Source organism: Microbacterium sp. CFBP9023 (genome assembly GCF_034045055.1).
Taxonomy (GTDB): domain Bacteria; phylum Actinomycetota; class Actinomycetes; order Actinomycetales; family Microbacteriaceae; genus Microbacterium.
In genome coordinates, this window is record NZ_JAXCWI010000003.1 from 547,447 (window position 1) to 567,304 (window position 19,858).

A 19,858-nucleotide genomic window follows, 5' to 3' on the forward strand; every position below is an offset into this window, starting at 1 on the left:
GCTCGGTGCCCCTTCCCGCTCCTGCTCAGGTTCTCGGCGGTAGAATTCAAGGGTGACCTCGACTGCCGTTCATCTGCCTCTGCCGCGCATCCCCCGAGTACGTGGGGCGGCCGGGCGGCTTCAGGATAACCCGGTCGTCGGGAACAAGCGTGTTCTGCTCGCCGCTCCGCGCGGATACTGCGCCGGCGTCGACCGGGCTGTGGTCGCCGTCGAGAAGGCGCTCGAGCGCTACGGCGCGCCGGTCTACGTGCGCAAGCAGATCGTGCACAACATCCACGTCGTCACCGAGCTCGAGGAGAAGGGCGCGATCTTCGTCGAGGAGGTCGACGAGGTTCCCGAGGGCGCTCACGTCGTCTTCAGTGCGCACGGAGTCTCACCCGCGGTCGTCGAGGCGGCGTCGGACCGCGGCCTGCACGCCATCGACGCGACCTGCCCGCTGGTCACCAAGGTTCACCGCGAGGCAGTGCGTTTCGCCCGCGACGATTTCGAGATCCTGCTCATCGGTCACGAGGGGCACGAAGAGGTCGAGGGCACCGCGGGAGAGGCTCCCGAGCATGTGACCATCGTGAACTCGCCCGCCGAAGCCGACACCGTGCAGGTGAAGGACCCCTCGAAGGTGGTCTGGCTCTCGCAGACCACGCTCTCGGTCGACGAGACCATGGAGACCGTGAACCGACTGCGGGCCCGGTTCCCCGAGATGCACAATCCGCCGTCCGATGACATCTGCTACGCCACGCAGAACCGCCAGGTCGCCATCAAGAAGGTCGCGGCGAACGCCGACCTCGTGATCGTCGTCGGTTCCTCGAACTCGTCGAATTCGGTGCGCCTCGTCGAGGTCGCGCTCGAATACGGCGCGAAGGCCGCCTATCGCGTGGACTACGCCGAAGAGGTCAAGCAGGAGTGGCTCGACGGCGTTGCGACGGTCGGTGTCACCTCCGGCGCCTCCGTGCCCGAGGTGCTGGTTCGCGAGGTCCTCGACGCACTCGACGGAGCGGGTTACCGCGACGTCGAAGAGGTCAAGACGGCGGAGGAGGACCTCATGTTCTCCCTGCCCAAGGAGCTGCGACAGGATGCCGCGGGTCAGCGAGACGCGCGTGCGCTGGGAGGCCGTTCCTCCAGCGGGAACGCCTGACGGTGGCCGCCACAGAGGCGGCGCCGACGCTGATCGGCTCGGTGCAGCGCGCGCTCCGACTCGTCGACATGGTCGCGAACTCTCCGCGCCCGGTGCCGGTCAAGACTCTCGCCATGCGAACCGGCCTCACCCCGGGCACGACCTACAACCTCGTGCGCACACTGGTGCATGAGGGGTATCTCGTGAGCGAGCCCGACGGTCTGGTCCTCGGCGAGAACTTCCCCGCCTTCCGGCTGCAGTCCGACGCCGGGGGCGTGTTCTTCGCGCACGTCCGCATGGCCCTGCGTCAGACCGCCGACGAGGTGGGTGCTTCCGCATACCTGTCCCGCTATCAGGACGGCGAAGTGCACCTCATCGACATCGTGGATGCCCCGCGCAGTCCTCGGCTCGATCTGTGGGTGGGTCTGGATTCGAGCGCGCATGCCACGGCGCTCGGCAAGCAGATCCTCAGCGATCTGAGCGGAGAGGAGCGTGACGACTATCTCTCGCGGCATCCGCTGGAGGAACTCACGTCTCGCACGATCAGTGACCGGCGTGCGCTGATCGCGGAGCTCGACCGCTCTCCGGGGTTCGCCGTGGACCGCGAGGAGTATGCCATCGGCAATACCTGCATCGCCGTTCCCGTGATCGCCCCGAGCGTCAGAGCCTCACTCGCCGTCTCGCTTCCGGTGGGACACCCGCGCTTCGATCGCGGCCTGGTCGGGAAGCTCAAGCTCGTGGCGAGGCGGTTGTCCATGCAGTTGGGGGCGGACGCTCTGGGCGGCGGCGCAGCCCGTCTGGCGACGCCGATCTGACGCAGCACGCGTCGCCCGTGTGATGCTCTTCACTATCTGAAGAAGTGCCTCTGGTGCTCGGGCACGCGCTTTCCTAACATGTGAGGTGTAGTCGTCTGTGCAATCGGCGCTACAGGTGGAGGAATGTCCCCAGCGTTCCTCACCCCACTTGGATGACGAGCGTCCCCAGCGTTCCGAGTCCGCGGCCCCGAGGAGTCCCCACTCCTCCGGGGCCGCCATTCTTTTGACGCCCGCAGTCTGTGAGTCGTGCAGAGACCGGGCGGATACCATGGCCGAATGACCGATCAGCGTCCCCAGTACGGCGAAATCGCGACCCTCGAAGAGCAGCGGAGGGCAGCAGGGCTGCCGCCGCTGGGCGAGGTGCCGGCTGTGGAGGTGAGCGGGACCGAGAACGCGCCCGCTCCCGGTGACCGAGTCCCGTCCGCATCGGCAGCGGCTCGTCCGCGTCCCGTCGATCGCTTCGTGACCATCGCACTGCTCGCCTACGGGCTGATCAATGTCGTGATGACAGGACTGTCATACCTCGACTTCTCCACCGCGATGAACCAGATGATGACGGTGCTCGGCGTGGACGGCGAGTTCACCAACTTCGCTGAGGGCCGGATCTGGGGCACCGTCGCGGCGATCGTGCTCGCCGTGGGCTGGTCGCTCACCGCTTTCCTGTCGATCCGCCGCCTGCGCGCCGGCAAGCTCTCGTGGTGGGTTCCGCTGGTCGGAGCGGCGGTGACTCTGCTCGTGGCGTCGGTGTGCGCCGCGATTCCGCTGATGAACGACCCGGCCTTTATCGACTTCGTCGCCAAGACGGCGGGTCGATGACCGCGTGAAACAAGAGATGCCCCCGGCCGTTCGGCCGGGGGCATCTGTGTTGTCAGGCTGGATCAGCTCTGGGACTGGCCGTACGAGCCGAGCTGGCGCGTGGACTCGACGACGCGAGCGGCCATGGCCGTCTCCGCGATCTTGCCCCAGGCGCGCGGGTCGTACTGCTTCTTGTTGCCGACCTCGCCGTCGACCTTGAGCACACCGTCGTAGTTCTTGAACATGTAGTCCGCGATGGCACGCGTGTAGGCGTACTGCGTGTCGGTGTCGATGTTCATCTTGATGACGCCGTTGGCCACCGCGAGGGCGATCTCCTCATCGGTCGAACCAGAACCGCCGTGGAAGACGAGGTCGAGCGGCTTCGCGCCGGTGTTGTACTTCGCGGCGACCTGCTGCTGGATCTCTCCGAGGAGCTCGGGACGCAGCTTCACTCCGCCCGGCTTGTAGACGCCGTGGACGTTGCCGAACGTCAGGGCTGCGATGTAGCGACCCTGCTCGCCGAGACCGAGCGCCTGTACGGCCTGGTCGACGTCCGCGAATGTCGTGTAGAGGGCATCGTTGGATCCCTCGTGCGCCACACCGTCTTCCTCGCCGCCGACGACGCCGATCTCGACCTCGAGGATGGCGTTGATGTTCTTCATGCGGGGCAGGAGATCCTTGGCGATCTCGATGTTCTCCGCGAGCGGCACGGCCGAGCCGTCCCACATGTGGGACTGGAAGATCGGGTTGCGTCCCGCCTTGACCTCGTCTTCGGAGGCGGAGATCAGCGGCTCGACGAAGCCGGCGAGAGCATCCTTCGGGCAGTGGTCGGTGTGCAGCGCGACGGTGATCGGGTAGTTCTTCGCGACCTCGGTCGCGAAGCGCGCGAAGGCGAGTGCGCCGGTCGCGCGGGCCTTGACCGTGTGGCCGGCGAAGTAGTCGGCGCCGCCGGTGGTGACCTGGATGATTCCGTCGGAACCTGCCTCGGTCAGGCCCTGGAGGACCGAGTTGATGGTCTGCGAGCTCGAGACGTTGAAAGCCGGGTACGCGAAGCCGCCGGCCTTCGCGCGGTCGAGCATTTCGGCGTACTGATCCGGGGTGGCGACGGGCATGAGAACTCCTGCGATTTGGGGAAGCCGGGACAGCAGTCACTCTATCGGGGCTGACTGCCGGATGCTGTCGGCGGCGACGGGGCGAGCACGCCCTCCTACCCGTGTGTTAAGAATCTGGATTCCTTCGTCGTCACTCGACCGAAAACTGCCGTTTCAGACGTTCACGCTGGTTAGGCTGACCGCATGGTTAGTCTTACAGCGGATCTCAGCCCCCTTCGTCCCGATCGAAACCTCGCGATGGAGCTGGTGCGGGCCACTGAAGCAGCCGCCATCCGCGCCGTTCCGTTCATCGGTCGTGGCGCGAAGGAGGCGGCGGACGGCGCCGCCGTCGATGCGATGCGTGCCTTCCTCGGGACAGTGGCCTTTCAGGGGCGAGTGGTCATCGGTGAGGGCGAGAAGGACAATGCTCCGATGCTCTTCAACGGCGAAGAGGTCGGCACCGGCAGCGGCCCGGAGTGCGACATCGCGGTCGACCCGATCGATGGCACCTCGCTGACCGCAGCAGGACGTCAGAATGCGCTCTCCGTCATCGCCGTCTCCGATCGCGGATCGATGCTCGACGCGTCCAGCGTCTTCTATATGGACAAGCTCGTCACGGGCCCTGCCGGTGTCGGAGTGGTCGACATCCGCCTGCCGATCGGCGAGAACATCCGCAAGCTCGCGGGGGCTCTCGGCAAGCCGGTGGACGAGATCGTCGTCTCGGTGCTGAACCGTCCGCGTCACGAGCAGCTGATCCAGGAGATCCGGGATGCCGGTGCCGGGACGCGACTCATGAGCGACGGCGACGTCGCCGGCGGGATCAACGCGGCGCGTCACGCGGCCCGAACCGACATGTGCGTCGGGGTGGGCGGCAGCCCCGAGGGAATCGTGACGGCGTGTGCGATCAAGGCTCTCGGCGGTCACATCCAGGGGCGTCTCTGGCCTCGCGACGACGATGAGCGCCAGCGCGGAATCGACGCCGGCCTCGACATGGACAAGGTCTACGAGGCCGACGATCTCGTGCGCGGGGACAACACGATCTTCGTCGCCACCGGCGTCACGGACGGCCAGCTGGTGGCTGGCGTCCGACGCGAGGGCGGCTACATCTACACCGAGAGCGTCGTGCTGCGCGGTGCCTCGGGAACCCTTCGCCGGATCGCCTCGGAGCACCTCGTCTCGAAGTGGCTCTGACTGCCGTGACCTGAGAGCGCGAGTCGGGAACGGGCCCCTCATCGTTACCGACCCGGTACCGCCTGTGCGGTGCTGAGCCGAGCTTTCTCGTGCGTTCGTGTGACAATTGACACTGGATTTGTCGCCGTCGACGGAGCCGCCAGGCACCGCAGGCACAGGAGGGCAGACCGATGACAACGCAGCACACGAATGGTTCCCAGGGCACGCCGACCAAGATCGTGACGACGCCGACCGGCCGTATCATGCGGATCAACGTCGACGAGGCCGGAGTGCCTCTGCCGATCGCGACTCCGGCGGCGCCTGTCGTCAAGACGGCTGTCTCAGATCCCGCTCGACGTGCGGACGTGCTGTTCCGCAAGCGCCTCGACGAGGGGCACGAAATCAGCTCCTGGTGGATGGTCGGAGCTTTCGTCGTGACCAGCGGCCTCGTGATCCTGCTGCTCAGCGGCGTACCGGGCGTCGCCTGATCTCAGCGGCGGGGCTCTTCCGCCTCGACCTGTCGGGATGCCGAATCCGCGTTCGCCGATTCGTCGTCGCTGACCCGGCCGCGAACGTCTCCGACATCGGCCTGGATCGACGTACCCGGCGCAGCGGACGCATCGTCAGCAGCATGGGGGATGCGGAGCTCGGAGCCGATCTCCGCACCGGAGCCGCTCATGAGCTCTGCCGAGGTGAAGCGTCGCGTCTGCGCGGTGATCGCCGGTGGGGCGGAGTCGAGCGTCGACGCGCTGATTCCGGGGAACTGCCTGGCCGTCACGAGCACACGGCTCTCGAGCGAACCCGCGAATCTGTTGTAGCTGTCGACCGTGCGTTCGAGTGCGCGGCGCAGATCGTCGGCGTGCCCCGCGAGGACGCCTAGTCGGTCGTAGAGCTGGGTGCCGAGATTCAGCAGTGCGCGCGCCTCGGTCGACACCTCTTGCTGCGTCCAGCTGTAGGCCACGGTCTTGAGCACGGCCCACAGATTCACCGGGGACGCGAGCGCCACCTTCTTCGTGAATGCGTAGTCCAGCAGCGTCGGATCTTCGTCGATGGCTGCGGCGAGCAGCGACTCGCTCGGCAGGAAGCAGATGACGAACTCAGGACTGGCGTCGAGGCCCGTCCAGTACGCCTTCTTCGCGAGCGCGTCCACGTGCGCGCGAACGGCCTTCACGTGCTTCTGCATGTGGGAGCGACGCTGGGTCTCATGCGCGTCCCCGATCGGCAGTGCCGATGCCTCGAGGTAGGCATCGAGCGGAACCTTGGCGTCGACCGCGATCGATGTGCCGCCGGCGAGACGGATCACCATGTCGGGTCGTCCCTGACCCCGGTCCGACGAGATGCTGGACTGCAGATCGAAGTCGACGTGTCGGATCAGCCCTGCGGCCTCGACGACCCGTCGCAGCTGCGTCTCACCCCAGACCCCTCGTGTGGCAGTCGAGCGCAGTGCTCCGGCGAGCGACTCGGTCGTCGAGCGCAACGCCTCGTCGGACTCCTGCGCGCGCCTGAGCTGCTCCGCGAGCGATCCGAACTGCGCATGACGCTCCTGCTCGATCGCCGAGACCTTCTGCTGCATCTGCTGGAGACTCTCGCGCACGGGAGCGAGAGCGGTGAGCACCGCATTCTGCTGCTGCACCCGCTGCGCCTCGGCGCGCTGCTCGAGCCTCGCGTGCTCGACGGCATCCCGATACAGGTCGTACTGTCGGTCGCGATCGTCTCGAGCTGCGGCGAGCTCGGCCTCGGCGCGAGCGAGGTCTGCTGCTCCGCGCGATCCGCGGAGGAACCACCCCACGGCGGCGCCGGCCGCGAGCGCGACCAGGAGAAGAACGAGCGTGAGAGCATCCATGTGCTCCATGATGCGCTCGGCCACGGACATTCGTCCGGTGCGACTCAGGCGACCGCGCGCTCCGGGGTGGCGAGGACCGGCTCGGTCACTCGCAGCGACAATGCATCCGCCAGGGAGAAGACGTCGGACGCGCCGTGTCGGCGAGCGGCGTCGATGATGATGTGGGCGCACGCGAGCGCGTCCGCAAGCGCGTCATGGTGCGAGAAGCCGGTGAAGCCCGCAGCCTCTGCGGCCTTCGGGAGTCGGTACGACTCGAGGTCGTAGGTCTTGCGAGCCACCTGCAGGCTGCACAGCGAGCGATACGGCGGGCAGTCGCCGCCGGTGGCCTCGGACGCCCGGCGGAGCACATTGAGGTCGAAGCCCGCGTTGTGCGCCACGAGCACGTCGGCGCCGGCGAAGGCGCACAGGCGGTCGAACTGATCGGCCCAGGCGGCCGCGTCGATCACGTCGTGGGCGCGGATGCCGTGGATCTTGGTGTTCCACTCCTGGAACTCGTCGTGACCGGCGGGCGGGCGGATCAACCATCCGGCGGTGGCGACGATCCTGCCGTCGCGCACCCGTACGAGGCCGACGGAGCAGGCCGAGGCGGGGCTGGAGTTCGCCGTCTCGAAGTCGATTGCGGTGAAATCCAGTGGCACATCCCCACTCTCTCCCGGCATCCGAGACGCTCCAGGATGACGCGCCGTAGGCTGGCGACATGAGTACCGACCGAGCGACATCCTTCGGCGCCGAGGCCGCGAACTACGAGGCGGGAAGACCCGAGTATCCCTTCGAGGCCGTGTCGTGGATGCTCGATCCGATGCCTCACGGCTCCCGTCGCATCGCCGACGTGGGCGCGGGCACCGGAAAGCTCACACGTGTGCTCGCGCAGGCCCCGGATGCCGAGGTCGTCGCCGTGGACCCGGACGCCGCCATGCTCGCGACACTGCGGCGGAGCGTTCCCGGTGTTCCGACATTCCAGGGAACAGCCGAACGGATGCCGCTGCCCGACGCCAGCCTCGACGCCGCCGTGCTGGGTCAGGCCTGGCACTGGGTCGAGCCGTCTGCGGCGTCCCTCGAACTCGGGCGAGTCGTCCGCACCGGGGGAGTGCTGGGGCTGATCTGGAACATCCGCGACGAACGCGCGGACTGGGTGCGCCGTCTCACTGACATCATGCACAGCAGTCCGGCGGAGGACATGGTCAACGGACCCGGCTCCGACGGCCCGCGCATCGAGGCGCCCTTCACAGGGATCGAGAAGCAGCAGTGGGAGTGGACCCGGGCGATGAACCGGACGCAGCTGCATCAGATGGCGCGCTCGCGCAGCTACCTGATCGCGGCGTCGGACGACGAACGCTCAGAGATCACACGCCAGATGGACGTGCTGTTCGACGAGCTCGGACTCGACGGTGAAGAGGGGACGATCGACCTGCCCTACGTGACGCACGCATTTCGCGCCGTGCGAGCCTGACGCCGACACCCGCAGGGGCTGCGCATCTGCGACCGGTAGACTCGACCCCCGTGGCTCTCACTATCGGAATCGTCGGCCTGCCCAATGTCGGCAAGTCCACCCTCTTCAACGCTCTGACCAAGAACGACGTGCTCGCGGCGAACTATCCGTTCGCGACGATCGAGCCGAACGTCGGGGTGGTGAACCTGCCCGATCCTCGTCTCGACAAGCTCGCCGAGATCTTCGGCAGCGAGCGCATCCTGCCCGCCGCGGTGTCGTTCGTCGACATCGCCGGCATCGTGCGCGGCGCGAGCGAGGGCGAGGGACTCGGCAACAAGTTCCTCGCGAACATCCGTGAGGCGGATGCCATCGCCCAGGTCGTGCGCGGGTTCGCAGATGACGATGTCGTGCACGTGGACGGTGCGGTCAATCCGGCATCCGACATGGAGACCATCAACGCCGAGCTCATGCTGGCCGACCTCGAGACCGTCGACAAGGCGATCACGCGGTACGAGAAGGAGGTCCGCGGCAAGAAGATCGAGCCCGTCGTCCTCGAGACCGCCAACGCGGCGAAGGATGCGCTCGAGCGCGGTGTACTGCTGTCCGTCGCAGGCATCGATCTGACGCCGATCCGCGAGCTCGGGCTCCTCACCGCCAAGCCGGTCATCTTCGTCTTCAACGTCGACGAGGGCGTGCTCACCGACGACGCCCGCAAGGCGGAGCTCGCCGCGCTGGTCGCCCCGGCGAAGGCCATCTTCCTCGACGCCAAGATCGAGTCCGAGCTGATCGACCTCGACCCCGAGGATGCCGCAGAGCTGCTCGCGTCGACCGGGCAGGACGAGTCCGGTCTCGACCAGCTCGCCCGCATCGGGTTCGACACTCTGGGACTGCAGACCTACCTCACGGCTGGCCCGAAAGAGGCGCGCGCGTGGACGATCCCCAAGGGATCCAAGGCGCCGCAGGCCGCCGGAGTCATCCACACCGACTTCGAGAAGGGCTTCATCAAGGCTGAGATCGTCTCGTTCGACGACCTCGTCGAGACCGGGTCCGTCGTCGAAGCCCGCTCCAAGGGCAAGGCGCGCCTCGAGGGCAAGGACTACGTCATGCAGGACGGCGACGTCGTGGAGTTCCGCATCGGAAACACATCTGGCGGTTCGAAGTAGGCGATCCATGGGGACACGTCGCACGCGCGGTCGTAGCGCTCCCACAGGCGACTTACAGGCCGCAGCCGGTGCGAGGGTCCAACGGAGCGATCTCTGGCCCGGCAAGGGGAGCCACAGTTTTGCGAAGATCTTCCACATCCACAGTGACCTGGAAGAGCAGCGTCCAAAATGGAGCGACGATCCTCCGCTTCTCCATGACGGTGAAGTCGGATGTGGAGCCCTCGCTCCGCCGCAGTCGCCTGCGCCGTCTCAGCGCGGTGATAGTTCCTACTCGCTCTGCCCTGTGCTGCGGCTCGACATGCTTACGACCATGTGATTGATTCGCTTCCGGTCGTCGCCTCCTTGCGTTGCCCGACACGGTAATGTGCTGTACTGGCACCAAGGTAGCAAGGGCGCCCCAGCGGCGTAATCTGCAATGGACCAGAGGCCGATCTGGGGCGCGCGAAGCTAGTCTAGCCCATGCACTGGCTATTTTGGGGGGACAATGACTGACTTGACCGGGTGGATCACCCAGCCACGCTTCGACGAGTACCTTGTCGCCGCCAACCACGATCCGAAGGCTGCCCGCGAACTCTACGAGTGGAACATCTCAGTTTCAGCAGCGTTCTTTGAACTGATCTCGCATGTGGAAGTAGCGCTGAGGAACGCGGTGGACGCAGTGCTCCGACCGCTCGAAGTGGCTGAGAGCGCACGAGTCTCCTTCAAGCACGGGTGGTGGTTCGGTAGCCCAACGTTCATGACAGAGCATGATCTCAACTATTACAGAACCGCTTGGAATCATCTCGGCACAAAAGCCGAACGTGCAACACGGGACAAGGTGTTCGCGTCTACGACGTTCGGCATTTGGGATGCAGTATTCGGACCTTCATACGATGAGCTCTTCCGGCGTCATCTTGTTTACGCGTTCCCCCACCGAAGCCAGGGGTTCAAGCGCAAGACAGTTCAAACAAACGTCCTTGCGCTAAGAAATCTACGCAACCGGATCGCTCATCACCAGGCAATCTTCGACCTGCCGCTAGAAGAACGCTTCGAGCAGGCAATGGATCTTCTGCGGTGGATCGACCCGAACCTCGAAAGCTGGGTTGCTGGACTGTGCCGGGTGCCGCAGATACTCGATCACCGACCAGATGCAGCGGAGTCCATGGCTGTAGTGGTCCCGGCGAGAAGCGCATGGCCCTTTTATCTCGAACTGGGGGCGTATGTGTGCCAACCAGACCGTTTTTTCCGGCAGATCAGCCACATTGGCTTTTATGTCGAGGGTGCAGTGCAGCGCGAAGTCGCGAAAGTTCTCGAACGTGTCGATCACGTCTCTTGGGTGCCGGAGGAGATCAGCAGAAGGATGAGTTCGGGTTCTGATCACGACAGACGGATCGGGACTATCATCAGGCGAAGCCGAGAGCTCGGGTGGGATGGCAATGAGTATCAGTTGTTCATACTCACTCGCCCCGATTCGGACGGGTATCGCGACGGCCATGTGACTCTGAACAGCTCGCTGTCGAACCAGCGCGTTGGTCGGGGGAGCGCATGGGTGCAACGGCAACGTTACGTGGGAGTAGAAGCCCTGCAGCAGGCGCAGTCGCTCGCTGGCCTGGATCAGCAGTAGTGATGCAGAACGGCGAAGTCGTGGAGTTCCGCCCACGTTAGGCATCAGGTAGACAGGAGTTGCTGTGTTCTCAGTCCTTGCGCACTACACCAGCGGTACTGGCGTCCGTGGCATCGTCGAAGGGAAATCGCTGTGGGCTAGCCACGTCGCGTTCCTCAATGATGCCTCGGAGTTTGAGTACGCGTTCACTCTCGCTCGCGAGATCATCGAGAGAATCAACTCGCTCCGTGAAGACTGGGCCCCGCGGTATCCTAAGCTCGCCGAACTCATCACTCACGAAAGCACGCACCTTGAGCGGGGAAATCTCCCGGACGTCTTCGTGACATCTCTGACGACGAAGACAGAAGATCTCAGTCAGTGGCGGGGATACACAAGCGCCGGCGACGGGTACACGGTTCTGTTTGACGCTGAGAAGCTGTGGGGCCACGCAAACGCTCTGGGCTGGCGCCTCGTTCCGGTCCAGTACGAGGGCAGCGGCGCGGTAGCAGCCGTGGTTGAAGCCACCTTTCGAAAGCTAGACGACGGCACATACGCTGACGCCGAGTCTGCCTTCCGTGGATTCCAGGATGTGCTGTTCGAGGTGGCTCCTACTCTGAAGCACCATGCATTCGATGCCGAGCAAGAGTGGCGCTTGATCTCACCTCCCGCCGTTGACCCGACGGCCATCAAGTGGCGCTCTGGTGCGAGTTTCCTAGTGCCATATCTTGAGTTCCCGTTGCCGCAAGCAGACTCCGGCGTCATCGTGGGGTTCGGGGTCGGTCCGGGTCCGAACGGTGAGCTCGCGAGCTCGGCACTCCTGAAGTACATCAACCAGATGGGCCACCACGTTGGCGTCGGGATGCCGGGTATTCCTTTCCGCCCCTGGTAGGTGGCGGACCCAGATCTTGCACCGCCGGACAGCGTCGAACATCTATCTGCACGAACAGTGCGTCGTGGAGTTCCGCATCGGAAACACATCTGGCGGATCGAAGTAGCCAAACGGGCAGGTGCGACCGGCTAACGTGTCGCCGGGGGAACATCATGCCGATTGGGTACCTGTACGTCACGACCAACGACGTCAACGAATACACCTACGCGGGGCAGTCGCGACGACTGGACCGATACAGCGTTGAGAACTATCTCGGCAGCGGCGACTACCTGAAACCCATGATCGAAGGGCTGGGCGTCGAGCGATTCACGAAGCAGATTCTTGGCTACTACGACGATTCGTCCGAACTGGACTACGCCGAGGTCTTGTTGATCGCCGAACTACAAGCGGCAGGTGTCTGGCTTCTAAACGGCAGTCCGGGCGGCCCGCGCGCTCACTCTCAGTTCCTCCGCTCGATGTTCGAAGCGTTCGGCGTCTCGCCAATCATGCCCGCCGAGTGGTACGAGGTCGTCAAGGGGAACCCGGTGGAGGTAAAGGAATTACTCGCTGAGGGCCACGCCCTCGACACCGACGAGTTCTACCGCGATCTAGAACGGCAATTCCAGGTCACCCAAGACCTGCGTCACGAGTGCCCGTCGTGCGGAGCCGAGGTCGGCGCGGTCTGCCGAACGAAGACCGGCAACCCGGCGAAGAATCACGCGCGCCGGGGACGCTAGTTGACGCCACGAGCACCTAACCCTCCGACGCGGTGTTCGAGATCGTCGGCACCGCGGCTTGTTCCGCGGCGACGTCGTGGAGTTCCGTTTCAACAACTGAGCGAGGTTCCGCCGGAGTGCTGAGGAGATCGCCACCGGCGCGTACGAAGCCGCGGGGTGTGAATCAGATCTCGTCGCTACGTCGAGCACGCACGGTCCAGCCGACCTGCATCAGTGCCTCCGTGAGGCGGTCGGCGGCAGCGCTCGCGACGTCGACGCTTGCGTCAGAGCAGACGTCGATGGCGATCGGCGGCGGATCGGCGAAGCGTGGGATCTGCACCTCGGCCCAGGCGTCGGGCGACAGCGGTACACGAGGGGACGCGGTGCGTGCGTCTCGGATGGCGCTGTCCGCCGCGAAAGCGATGACGTCCAGCGCATGGAGCTTGGTGATCGGCATGTCCACCACGAGGGTGACGGCGAAAATCGCGCCTGCAGTATCCCCGAATTCTGGCCTCACCGCATGAAGATATCACTGCGCGGTCGGTGCGGATCCGAGCGTGACAGCGACGGGCGATGATCGCCATGCCGTGGAGCCGCGAGCGAACTCGGCGCGCACAGCCGGTCTAGCTGCGACGCTCGACATCCTGACTCAAGAGCTCGGGCCAGACTTGAACGTCTCCCGGAGTGCGGGCGACCCTCAGGGTCGCGTGCGGGAGCAGCTCGGCAAGGGATTCTGCGGTCGACAGCGGGTGGCCGGGGTCGTCCACCCAGGCCAATATCATCGTCGGCACATCGATCCCTGCGACCGCCTCAGGGGCGGGCAAGTCGCTGAGCGCTGCACCGCGAAGCAACGACGGCAGAAAGGCATCGGCGACGTCGGGCCACGTCTCCGGTGCCGAGACGGTGGCCGGGGGTGGCGTCGATCCGCGCGTGCCGGCGAGGAACGCCTCCACACCATCGGCTTCGATCAGCGCAGCCGCGGCTCGGTAGATATCCGCTTGAGCGGGTCTGGTCTTCCACCCGGTGGGCGGCACCATGAGTGTGAGTCCCGTGAAGCGGTCCGGCTCGAGCGACGCAGCGTGCAGAAGGGTTGCGGCACCCATCGAGGGGCCGACCCCGTGGACGCGCTCGCCGGGGAACCAATGATCGAGCAACCGCAGAAGATCATCCGCGAGGTTCGGCCAGCGATAGTCGTCGGCAACCTTCCGCCCGGTCGAACGGCCATGGCCGCGTGCGTCGTACCGCAGGAGTCGAGTTCCGCTCAGTCCGCGACCGAGGTCGAGATTGAGCACCCGGTCTCGGGCCCGGCTCGACGTGAGGCCATGCAGCTGGACGACGGGGTGCCCGCCTTCATCGCTCAGGGCGACAGCCAGTTCGGCTCCGGGTACCTCGAAGGTGGGCATCAGGCTCCTCGATCGATGACTGAGCGAGTCTGCTCGGGCAGTCGTGTTGAGTGATCAGGTTATCCGGACGATATGGTGCTACCCATGCGACTGACCAACGTCACGCACCTCCGCCTCCCCTTCGGACGGCTCTGGGGGTACGACGTGAGCGCGTCTGCGCTCGGACGACGCCTGCCCGTGTCGTTCGACCAGCTACTGCATGTGGGGGCGGGTGACCGACCCGGCTCCTGGATGGCTCTGTCGTTCCGGTTGCCCGCACAGACCGATCGTGAGTCGATCGCGGATGCGTGGCTGGCTGTCGTCGCTCGACATGGCACGCTGCGATCGGCCTTCGCACGTGGTGCGGATGGCGATCCGACGCTTCACGAGATCGAGATCAGCCAGGGAAGCTGGGTCGAGCATCAGGTGGGCCCTGGTCAGGCGGTCAATGACGCGCTGCGTGACATCCTCGACGCGGAGTGCTCCCCGTACGGACGTCCGTCCCATCGGCTGTGCGTGCTGGAGACCGCTGCGGGGCTCACGGTCGTGATCGCGGCGGACCACGCGCACGTCGACATGTGGTCGATGCTCGTGATCGTGCGCGATCTGCTGTCCGCGCTGGACGCGGGCAAGACGGGCGCGAAGCCGATGTCGACGCCGAGGTCGACGCCGGCATTCGTCGAACACACGCAGGCGCTGCTGGACAAGGACCCTGCACCGGACCAGGTGCGGCGGCGATGGGAAGCGATCATCGCGGACAGCGGCGGTGTGATGCCGCAGTTCCCCCTGTCGCTGGGCGCACCCGAGCCGCATCGCGAGCGCGTGGAAGTGCGCGATGTGTTCGATGTCGACGACGCCGCGGCATTCGCCGCGCAGGCCCGTGACGATGGCGTCTCCACGCTCGCATCTGCGGTGGTCGCGATGACTGCGGTGACGCGCGAAGTCGCGGGTACTGCGCTGCGAGCCGTGTTCCCCGTGCACAGTCGCTTCGAGGACGACTGGCATGATTCGGTCGGCTGGTTCATCACGAATTCCGTCCTCGAATCGGAGCTCGCCGAACCGCACGCTGCAGCAGCGGCCGTCAAGGAAGCAGTACAGCTCGGTGCGTGGCCGCTCGCAGATGTGCTCGCACCGTGGGGTGGGATGCCGGTGGCTCCAGGGATGTTCGCGATCTCGTGGCTGGATCTGCGCAGGCTGCCCGTGCGGATCGACTCCGTGGGGCTCGACGCCCAGTACGTCAGCGCGGCAACCGACACCGACGGCGTCATGCTGTGGTTCATCCTGGACGAGTCCGGTCTGCACCTGAGATGCCGCTATCCCGACACCGCAGAGGCGCGCACCAATGTCGGCGGATGGCTCGACCTGCTCGTAGCCAGGATGCAGGCCGACGCGCGGTCCTCGGTGCGGGGACGACTGCAGGTGGCCGGCCGAACCTTCCGTGTCGAGCGGGCCAGCCGGGATGACATCGAAGCGATCGCAGCGCTGCTGTCGGACGATCGATTCGGTGCAGACCGTGAGAGTGTCGAACTCGACCGATACGAGGCGGGCTTCCGCGCCGTCATCCGCGACGCATCCAACTACCTGGGGGTCGTCCGGGACAGCGCCGACCGCATCGTCGCCACCATGCAGTTGACCGTCATCCCGGGGCTCTCTCGCGGCGGGTCGACCCGACTGCAGATCGAGGGACTGCGTGTCGCGACGGCGGAGCGATCACGGGGCCTGGGCGCGGCGATGCTGGAGTGGGCGCACGAGTTCGGTCGTGTGCGGGGGGCGACGCTGTCACAGATCACCACCGACGAGGCTCGGGATCGCACCCGTGCGTTCTACACCCGGCTCGGCTACCAGACGGCCCACGTCGGGATCAAACGGAACATCTAGCGCGCGTCACACCGCCAGGGCGTACGGGTAATCCGTCGATCGTCCCTGGAAGCTCAGGATGCTCGGGTTCTGGATCATTCCGTCGCGGATCTCGATCGCGCGTGTGAGCGTCGAGCTCTCGGCCCACGCGTCGGGGCCTTCGAGCACAGTGCGGAGGAAAGGCAGGAGAGCTTCGCTGATGTCCCACGTGGCCGAGTTCCAGAGATACGACGGGCTGTGGTCGACGGCGTAGTAGTTCACGCCCTGACCCACCGTGAACATCGGCTCGTCGAAGGTCGTCGGGGTCGCCCACTCGAAGCCCATGCCCTCGTCGCACGACACATCGATGATCAGGCTGCCCGAGGCGAAACGGGACAGGTCCTCGGTGCGCAGATACGTCAACGGCGCCGCGACATCCTGCAGGGTGCAGTTCACGACGATGTCGTACGTCGCCAGGAAGTCGGGGAGCAGCACGGAGCCGTCCTCCGTCTCGACCTCGCTGAGGTGCGTGGGTCCGTCGTCGGTGTTCAGCTGAGTGAGGTGCGAATTGTGGATGGGGGAGCCCACGGCGGCGGCCCCGCGCTGAGTGAGGACTTCGATGTCGTGCACCCCGTGAGCATTCAATGCCGTCACCGCGCCGCGTGCCGTCGCCCCGAAGCCGATGACGACTGCGCGCAGGCGCGGGCCGTAGTCCCCGGTCGAGCCGACGAGGCTCATCGCATGGATGACCGAGCAGTAGCCGGCCAGCTCGTTGTTCTTGTGGAAGACGTGCAGGCTCATGTCTCCCTGCGGCGTCCAGTGGTTCATGGCCTCGAAGGCGATCAGCGTGAGACGGCTGTCGATCGCGGTCTGCGTGAGAGCGACGTCCTGCACGCAGTGCGGCCAGCCCCACAGGATGCCGCCAGCGCTGATCTCGGCGACATCCGCGAGCTGCGGCTTGGGCAGCAGCAGCACGTCAGCGGAGGCGAGCACGTCAGACCGCGCGGCGACCCGGCCCACGCGGGACTCCACATAGCCGGGCTCCAGCTGGAAGTCGGCGCCGTACCCGTGCTCGACGATCATGCGAGCGCGCACATCCGCGTCGATGCGGTCGAGATGGCGGGGATGGATCGGGAGGCGCCGTTCGTTCTCCATCGAGGAGTTCGCCAGCAGGCCGAGGGTCAGAAGCTCCGGGCCGGAGGTCTGGGTATGGACGGACGAGCGTGTCGTGTCTGACAACGGGTTCCCATCTTCGGGGAACCAGAGTCAGCTCCTGGCCTGACTCTACGCCCCTGCGCGCCTGAGGTGGGGCGGGGCCGATCTCCGCCGACGGGCTCGACTACGCTGGAAAGCGATCCCTGACATCCGAACGAGGAGCCGCGCGCCCATGACCGATACCCAGATCTTCGAGCCAGAGGGCCGCGCGATCCCCTTCGTGGATGAGGGAGACGGTCCGGTCAAGCTGGTTCTGATCCAGGAGCAGGGACTCGCCGCCGACGTGCTGGGCGTCGCCGCGCACTATCTCGCCGAAGAGGCGGGTTTCCATGTGCTGCGGATCGGCCACCGCGCGGCATCCGATGCCTCGCTCGACGAGCGTGTCGACGACGTCATCGACGTGATCGATCACGTCGGAATCGAGGACACCTGGGTCGGCGGTCATGGCTTCGGTGGGACGATCGCACGCGCCCTCGTGGCAGCGCACAGCGACCGGGCCAACGGTCTGCTGCTGCTCGGCGTCGAGGACGTCGACATCGCCGTCGCACCGGCGATCCCCGTGCTGATCGTTCAGGGAACCGAAGACACCGACACCCCGGCCGCCACTGCCGAGGCGTTGCAGGCCACGATGCCTGACCGTTCCAGCATCAAGACGATCGCCGGCGACCACCTGTTCCCGATGCACCACCCGATCGAGACCGGCGTGATCATCGAGGAATACCTGGACTGGGACTGACTGATCACCGGCGCGCAGTCCGACTTCTGCGTACGCACCACGATGCAGCGCGCGGCGGCGGAAGGCTATGACGTGACCCTCGTGAGTGACGCGCACACGACGGTCTGACGAGAGCCGCGCCCTATATTGATCTCGTGACCCAGTATGCAGCTCAGGCCAAGACGAACCTGCTCGCCCTGGTGGGCTTCATCGCCGCGTTCGTGATCCCTCTTGCGGGCGTGATCCTGTCGATCTTCGCGCGCCGACAGCTGGACGCTCCCGAGAACACCGAGTCCGGCCGGGGCCTCGCTCGGTGGGCGATGGTGATCGGCATCCTCGGCACGCTCGCTCAGGTCGCCTTCTTCATCCTCTGGTTCTCGCTCTTCTTCCGCGCCGTGGCCTGACGGTCACCGGGCCGGGGCGGGCGTGGACCAGCCGTGAGCCTGACAGACTGGTCTGATGACCGCCACCCTCGTCGCCCAGAACCTGGCAGGCGGCTACGGCCACCGCATCCTCTTCGAGGGCCTCGACCTGACCGTCGCTCCCGGCGACGTCATCGGCGTGGTAGGCGCGAACGGCGCGGGGAAATCGACTCTGCTCCGCCTGCTCGCCGGTGTGGATGCGCCGATGGGTGGGTCGATCTCGCTCGCGCCCACCGACGCTTTCGTCGGCTGGCTGCCTCAGGAGCATGAGCGCGTCGACGGCGAGACGGTGGCGGGATACATCGCGCGCCGCACGGGCTGCGCGACGGCGACGAGTGAGATGGATGCCGCTGCAGCGGCGCTCGGCGATCCCACGCTCGCCCCGGCGGGCACGGACCCCGCCGACACCTATTCTCAGGCGCTCGATCGGTGGCTCGCGAGCGGTGCCGCCGATCTCGAGGAGCGCATCCCTGCGGTGCTCGCCGACCTCGGACTCCCGAGCACGAGCGGCGTCGCGGAGGACGCGCTCATGACCGGCCTGTCCGGCGGCCAGGCGGCTCGCGTCGGACTCGCCGCACTGCTGCTGTCGCGGTTCGACATCGTCTTCCTCGACGAGCCGACCAACGACCTCGACCTCGATGGGCTGGAGCGCCTCGAGGCGTTCGTACGCGGTCTCCGCGGCGGCGTCGTTCTCGTCAGCCACGACCGTGAGTTCCTGGCTCGCAGCGTCACCCGCGTGCTCGAACTCGATCTCGCCCAGGGATCGAATCGTCTCTACGGGGGCGGCTACGACGCCTACATCGAGGAACGCGCCGTCGTGCGTCGGCACCTGCGGGAGAAGTACGACGAGTTCGCCGACAAGAAGGCGGACCTCGTCGCGCGGGCGCGCACCCAGCGAGAATGGTCGAGCCAGGGCGTCCGGAACGCGATGAAGAAGGCTCCGGACAACGACAAGATCAGGCGCAAGGCGTCGACGGAGTCGAGTGAGAAGCAGGCGCAGAAGGTGCGTCAGATGGAAAGCCGGATCGCACGACTGGACGAGGTCGAGGAGCCGCGCAAGGAATGGCAGCTGGAGTTCACGATCGGCTCTGCGCCCCGATCGAGCAGCGTGGTCTCGACACTCAACGGGGCGGTCTTCCAGCAGGGCGCGTTCACGCTGGGGCCGCTGTCTCTGCAGGTGGACGTCGGCGACCGCATCGGAATCACCGGTCCCAACGGCGCCGGCAAGTCGACTCTGCTCCGTGGGCTCCTCGGACGACAGCAACCCGTCGAGGGGACCGCGGCGCTCGGGAGCAGCGTGCAGATCGGCGAGATCGACCAGGCTCGGTCGCTGCTGATCGGCGATTCTGCGCTCGCCGATGCGTTCGAGGCTCTCGTGCCCGAAACGTCGTCGGCCGAGGTGCGCACTCTGCTGGCGAAGTTCGGTCTGAGGGCAGACCACGTCACGCGTTCCGTCGAAGCCCTGTCACCCGGTGAACGCACGCGGGCGGCACTGGCGCTGCTGCAGGCGCGGGGAGTCAATCTGCTCGTCCTCGACGAGCCGACCAACCACCTCGACCTGCCGGCGATCGAACAGCTCGAGCAGGCGCTCCAGTCGTACACCGGAACTCTGCTGCTGGTCACGCACGACCGACGGATGCTGGAGGCTGTCCAGACCGATCGGCGGTGGTCCGTCGAGAGCGGCCAGGTCACCGAACGCTGAGGC

General features: G+C 66.1%; 20 protein-coding genes and 1 pseudogene. 15 read left to right on the forward strand and 6 right to left on the reverse strand.

Annotated features, from left to right (window positions below):
• Nucleotides 1-88 precede the first annotated feature (88 nt).
• The 3 genes from SOM10_RS17250 to SOM10_RS17260 all read left to right on the forward strand — a co-directional run bounded on the left by SOM10_RS17250 (nucleotide 89) and on the right by SOM10_RS17260 (nucleotide 2,742).
• On the forward strand, nucleotides 89-1,132 hold the full coding sequence (locus SOM10_RS17250) for a 4-hydroxy-3-methylbut-2-enyl diphosphate reductase (protein WP_053099044.1): 1,044 nt from the start codon (nucleotides 89-91) through the stop codon (nucleotides 1,130-1,132).
• Nucleotides 1,133-1,134: 2 nt separating this feature from the next.
• On the forward strand, nucleotides 1,135-1,926 hold the full coding sequence (locus tag SOM10_RS17255) for an IclR family transcriptional regulator (RefSeq protein ID WP_053095527.1): 792 nt from the start codon (nucleotides 1,135-1,137) through the stop codon (nucleotides 1,924-1,926).
• 276 nt (nucleotides 1,927-2,202) lie between these two features.
• The gene (locus tag SOM10_RS17260) at nucleotides 2,203-2,742 is read left to right on the forward strand and encodes a DUF6264 family protein (RefSeq protein WP_320491307.1); all 540 of its coding nucleotides are present in this window, start codon (nucleotides 2,203-2,205) and stop codon (nucleotides 2,740-2,742) included.
• 62 nt (nucleotides 2,743-2,804) lie between these two features.
• Here SOM10_RS17260 and fbaA read toward each other — a convergent pair whose 3' ends face one another.
• A complete protein-coding gene (fbaA, locus tag SOM10_RS17265) occupies nucleotides 2,805-3,833 on the reverse strand; it encodes a class II fructose-bisphosphate aldolase (RefSeq protein ID WP_053095529.1) in 1,029 nt (342 codons plus the stop codon).
• A 183-nt stretch (nucleotides 3,834-4,016) separates the two neighbouring features.
• Between fbaA and glpX the strand changes: the two genes are divergently transcribed.
• Together glpX and SOM10_RS17275 are read left to right on the forward strand one after the other, a co-directional pair.
• Nucleotides 4,017-5,003 carry a class II fructose-bisphosphatase gene (gene glpX / locus SOM10_RS17270; protein WP_053095530.1) on the forward strand — a complete coding sequence of 329 codons (987 nt, stop codon included), beginning with the start codon at nucleotides 4,017-4,019 and terminating at the stop codon, nucleotides 5,001-5,003.
• A gap of 170 nt (nucleotides 5,004-5,173) precedes the next feature.
• Nucleotides 5,174-5,470 (forward strand): hypothetical protein, encoded by a 297-nt coding sequence (locus SOM10_RS17275; RefSeq protein ID WP_053095531.1) that lies wholly within the window; start codon nucleotides 5,174-5,176, stop codon nucleotides 5,468-5,470.
• Between the two features lie 2 nt (nucleotides 5,471-5,472).
• Here the strand turns inward: SOM10_RS17275 and SOM10_RS17280 are convergent, their stop codons facing one another.
• Together SOM10_RS17280 and SOM10_RS17285 are read right to left on the reverse strand one after the other, a co-directional pair.
• Nucleotides 5,473-6,825 (reverse strand): DNA recombination protein RmuC, encoded by a 1,353-nt coding sequence (locus SOM10_RS17280; protein WP_320491370.1) that lies wholly within the window; start codon nucleotides 6,823-6,825, stop codon nucleotides 5,473-5,475.
• 44 nt (nucleotides 6,826-6,869) lie between these two features.
• Nucleotides 6,870-7,463 carry an exonuclease domain-containing protein gene (locus SOM10_RS17285; protein ID WP_320491310.1) on the reverse strand — a complete coding sequence of 198 codons (594 nt, stop codon included), beginning with the start codon at nucleotides 7,461-7,463 and terminating at the stop codon, nucleotides 6,870-6,872.
• A 59-nt stretch (nucleotides 7,464-7,522) separates the two neighbouring features.
• On the opposite strand from SOM10_RS17285, the gene SOM10_RS17290 reads away from it, so the two are divergent.
• The 5 genes from SOM10_RS17290 (at nucleotide 7,523) to SOM10_RS17310 (ending at nucleotide 12,604) form a co-directional block, all read left to right on the forward strand.
• Nucleotides 7,523-8,275, forward strand: a complete 753-nt coding sequence (locus SOM10_RS17290) for a class I SAM-dependent methyltransferase (protein ID WP_320491311.1) — start codon at nucleotides 7,523-7,525, stop codon at nucleotides 8,273-8,275.
• Nucleotides 8,276-8,325: 50 nt separating this feature from the next.
• On the forward strand, nucleotides 8,326-9,417 hold the full coding sequence (gene ychF / locus SOM10_RS17295; RefSeq protein ID WP_053095535.1) for a redox-regulated ATPase YchF: 1,092 nt from the start codon (nucleotides 8,326-8,328) through the stop codon (nucleotides 9,415-9,417).
• Nucleotides 9,418-9,901: 484 nt separating this feature from the next.
• Nucleotides 9,902-11,020, forward strand: a complete 1,119-nt coding sequence (locus tag SOM10_RS17300) for a hypothetical protein (RefSeq protein ID WP_320491313.1) — start codon at nucleotides 9,902-9,904, stop codon at nucleotides 11,018-11,020.
• 64 nt (nucleotides 11,021-11,084) lie between these two features.
• A complete protein-coding gene (locus tag SOM10_RS17305) occupies nucleotides 11,085-11,888 on the forward strand; it encodes a DUF2971 domain-containing protein (RefSeq protein WP_320491314.1) in 804 nt (267 codons plus the stop codon).
• Nucleotides 11,889-12,040: 152 nt separating this feature from the next.
• On the forward strand, nucleotides 12,041-12,604 hold the full coding sequence (locus tag SOM10_RS17310; RefSeq protein WP_320491316.1) for a zinc finger domain-containing protein: 564 nt from the start codon (nucleotides 12,041-12,043) through the stop codon (nucleotides 12,602-12,604).
• Between the two features lie 163 nt (nucleotides 12,605-12,767).
• Here the strand turns inward: SOM10_RS17310 and SOM10_RS17315 are convergent, their stop codons facing one another.
• Together SOM10_RS17315 and SOM10_RS17320 are read right to left on the reverse strand one after the other, a co-directional pair.
• Nucleotides 12,768-13,040: a hypothetical protein gene (locus tag SOM10_RS17315; RefSeq protein ID WP_187249594.1), complete on the reverse strand. Its 273-nt coding sequence runs from the start codon at nucleotides 13,038-13,040 to the stop codon at nucleotides 12,768-12,770.
• Between the two features lie 166 nt (nucleotides 13,041-13,206).
• On the reverse strand, nucleotides 13,207-13,986 hold the full coding sequence (locus SOM10_RS17320; protein ID WP_320491319.1) for an alpha/beta hydrolase: 780 nt from the start codon (nucleotides 13,984-13,986) through the stop codon (nucleotides 13,207-13,209).
• A gap of 84 nt (nucleotides 13,987-14,070) precedes the next feature.
• Here SOM10_RS17320 and SOM10_RS17325 point away from each other — a divergent pair, with 84 nt between their 5' ends.
• Complete coding sequence (locus tag SOM10_RS17325; protein ID WP_320491321.1) at nucleotides 14,071-15,843, forward strand: GNAT family N-acetyltransferase; 1,773 nt, start codon at nucleotides 14,071-14,073, stop codon at nucleotides 15,841-15,843.
• A gap of 6 nt (nucleotides 15,844-15,849) precedes the next feature.
• Here SOM10_RS17325 and SOM10_RS17330 read toward each other — a convergent pair whose 3' ends face one another.
• Nucleotides 15,850-16,956 carry a N(5)-(carboxyethyl)ornithine synthase gene (locus SOM10_RS17330; protein ID WP_320491372.1) on the reverse strand — a complete coding sequence of 369 codons (1,107 nt, stop codon included), beginning with the start codon at nucleotides 16,954-16,956 and terminating at the stop codon, nucleotides 15,850-15,852.
• Nucleotides 16,957-17,188: 232 nt separating this feature from the next.
• Between SOM10_RS17330 and SOM10_RS17335 the strand changes: the two genes are divergently transcribed.
• The 4 genes and pseudogenes from SOM10_RS17335 to SOM10_RS17350 all read left to right on the forward strand — a co-directional run bounded on the left by SOM10_RS17335 (nucleotide 17,189) and on the right by SOM10_RS17350 (nucleotide 19,855).
• A complete protein-coding gene (locus tag SOM10_RS17335) occupies nucleotides 17,189-17,752 on the forward strand; it encodes an alpha/beta fold hydrolase (RefSeq protein ID WP_053095540.1) in 564 nt (187 codons plus the stop codon).
• Nucleotides 17,753-17,854, forward strand: a pseudogene (locus SOM10_RS17340) (isochorismatase family protein); the annotation flags it as partial.
• A 32-nt stretch (nucleotides 17,855-17,886) separates the two neighbouring features.
• Entirely contained in the window at nucleotides 17,887-18,135 is a 249-nt protein-coding gene (locus SOM10_RS17345) for a DUF4190 domain-containing protein (protein ID WP_295101958.1), read from the forward strand.
• A 55-nt stretch (nucleotides 18,136-18,190) separates the two neighbouring features.
• Nucleotides 18,191-19,855, forward strand: coding sequence for an ABC-F family ATP-binding cassette domain-containing protein (locus SOM10_RS17350; protein ID WP_320491330.1), 1,665 nt, complete (start codon nucleotides 18,191-18,193; stop codon nucleotides 19,853-19,855).
• Nucleotides 19,856-19,858: the final 3 nt, after the last annotated feature.

Excerpts from the sequence above, each read along its gene's own strand:
- SOM10_RS17325 (WP_320491321.1), top strand. The coding sequence starts at position 14,071 with ATGCGACTGACCAACGTCACGCACCTCCGCCTCCCCTTCGGACGGCTC.
- SOM10_RS17310 (WP_320491316.1), top strand. The coding sequence starts at position 12,041 with ATGCCGATTGGGTACCTGTACGTCACGACCAACGACGTCAACGAATAC.
- SOM10_RS17280 (WP_320491370.1), bottom strand. The coding sequence starts at position 6,825 with ATGGATGCTCTCACGCTCGTTCTTCTCCTGGTCGCGCTCGCGGCCGGC.
- SOM10_RS17335 (WP_053095540.1), top strand. The coding sequence starts at position 17,189 with ATGACCGATACCCAGATCTTCGAGCCAGAGGGCCGCGCGATCCCCTTC.
- SOM10_RS17290 (WP_320491311.1), top strand. The coding sequence starts at position 7,523 with ATGAGTACCGACCGAGCGACATCCTTCGGCGCCGAGGCCGCGAACTAC.
- SOM10_RS17330 (WP_320491372.1), bottom strand. The coding sequence starts at position 16,956 with ATGGAGAACGAACGGCGCCTCCCGATCCATCCCCGCCATCTCGACCGC.
- glpX (WP_053095530.1), top strand. The coding sequence starts at position 4,017 with ATGGTTAGTCTTACAGCGGATCTCAGCCCCCTTCGTCCCGATCGAAAC.
- SOM10_RS17320 (WP_320491319.1), bottom strand. The coding sequence starts at position 13,986 with ATGCCCACCTTCGAGGTACCCGGAGCCGAACTGGCTGTCGCCCTGAGC.
- SOM10_RS17260 (WP_320491307.1), top strand. The coding sequence starts at position 2,203 with ATGACCGATCAGCGTCCCCAGTACGGCGAAATCGCGACCCTCGAAGAG.
- SOM10_RS17300 (WP_320491313.1), top strand. The coding sequence starts at position 9,902 with ATGACTGACTTGACCGGGTGGATCACCCAGCCACGCTTCGACGAGTAC.
- SOM10_RS17350 (WP_320491330.1), top strand. The coding sequence starts at position 18,191 with ATGACCGCCACCCTCGTCGCCCAGAACCTGGCAGGCGGCTACGGCCAC.
- SOM10_RS17275 (WP_053095531.1), top strand. The coding sequence starts at position 5,174 with ATGACAACGCAGCACACGAATGGTTCCCAGGGCACGCCGACCAAGATC.
- SOM10_RS17315 (WP_187249594.1), bottom strand. The coding sequence starts at position 13,040 with ATGCCGATCACCAAGCTCCATGCGCTGGACGTCATCGCTTTCGCGGCG.
- fbaA (WP_053095529.1), bottom strand. The coding sequence starts at position 3,833 with ATGCCCGTCGCCACCCCGGATCAGTACGCCGAAATGCTCGACCGCGCG.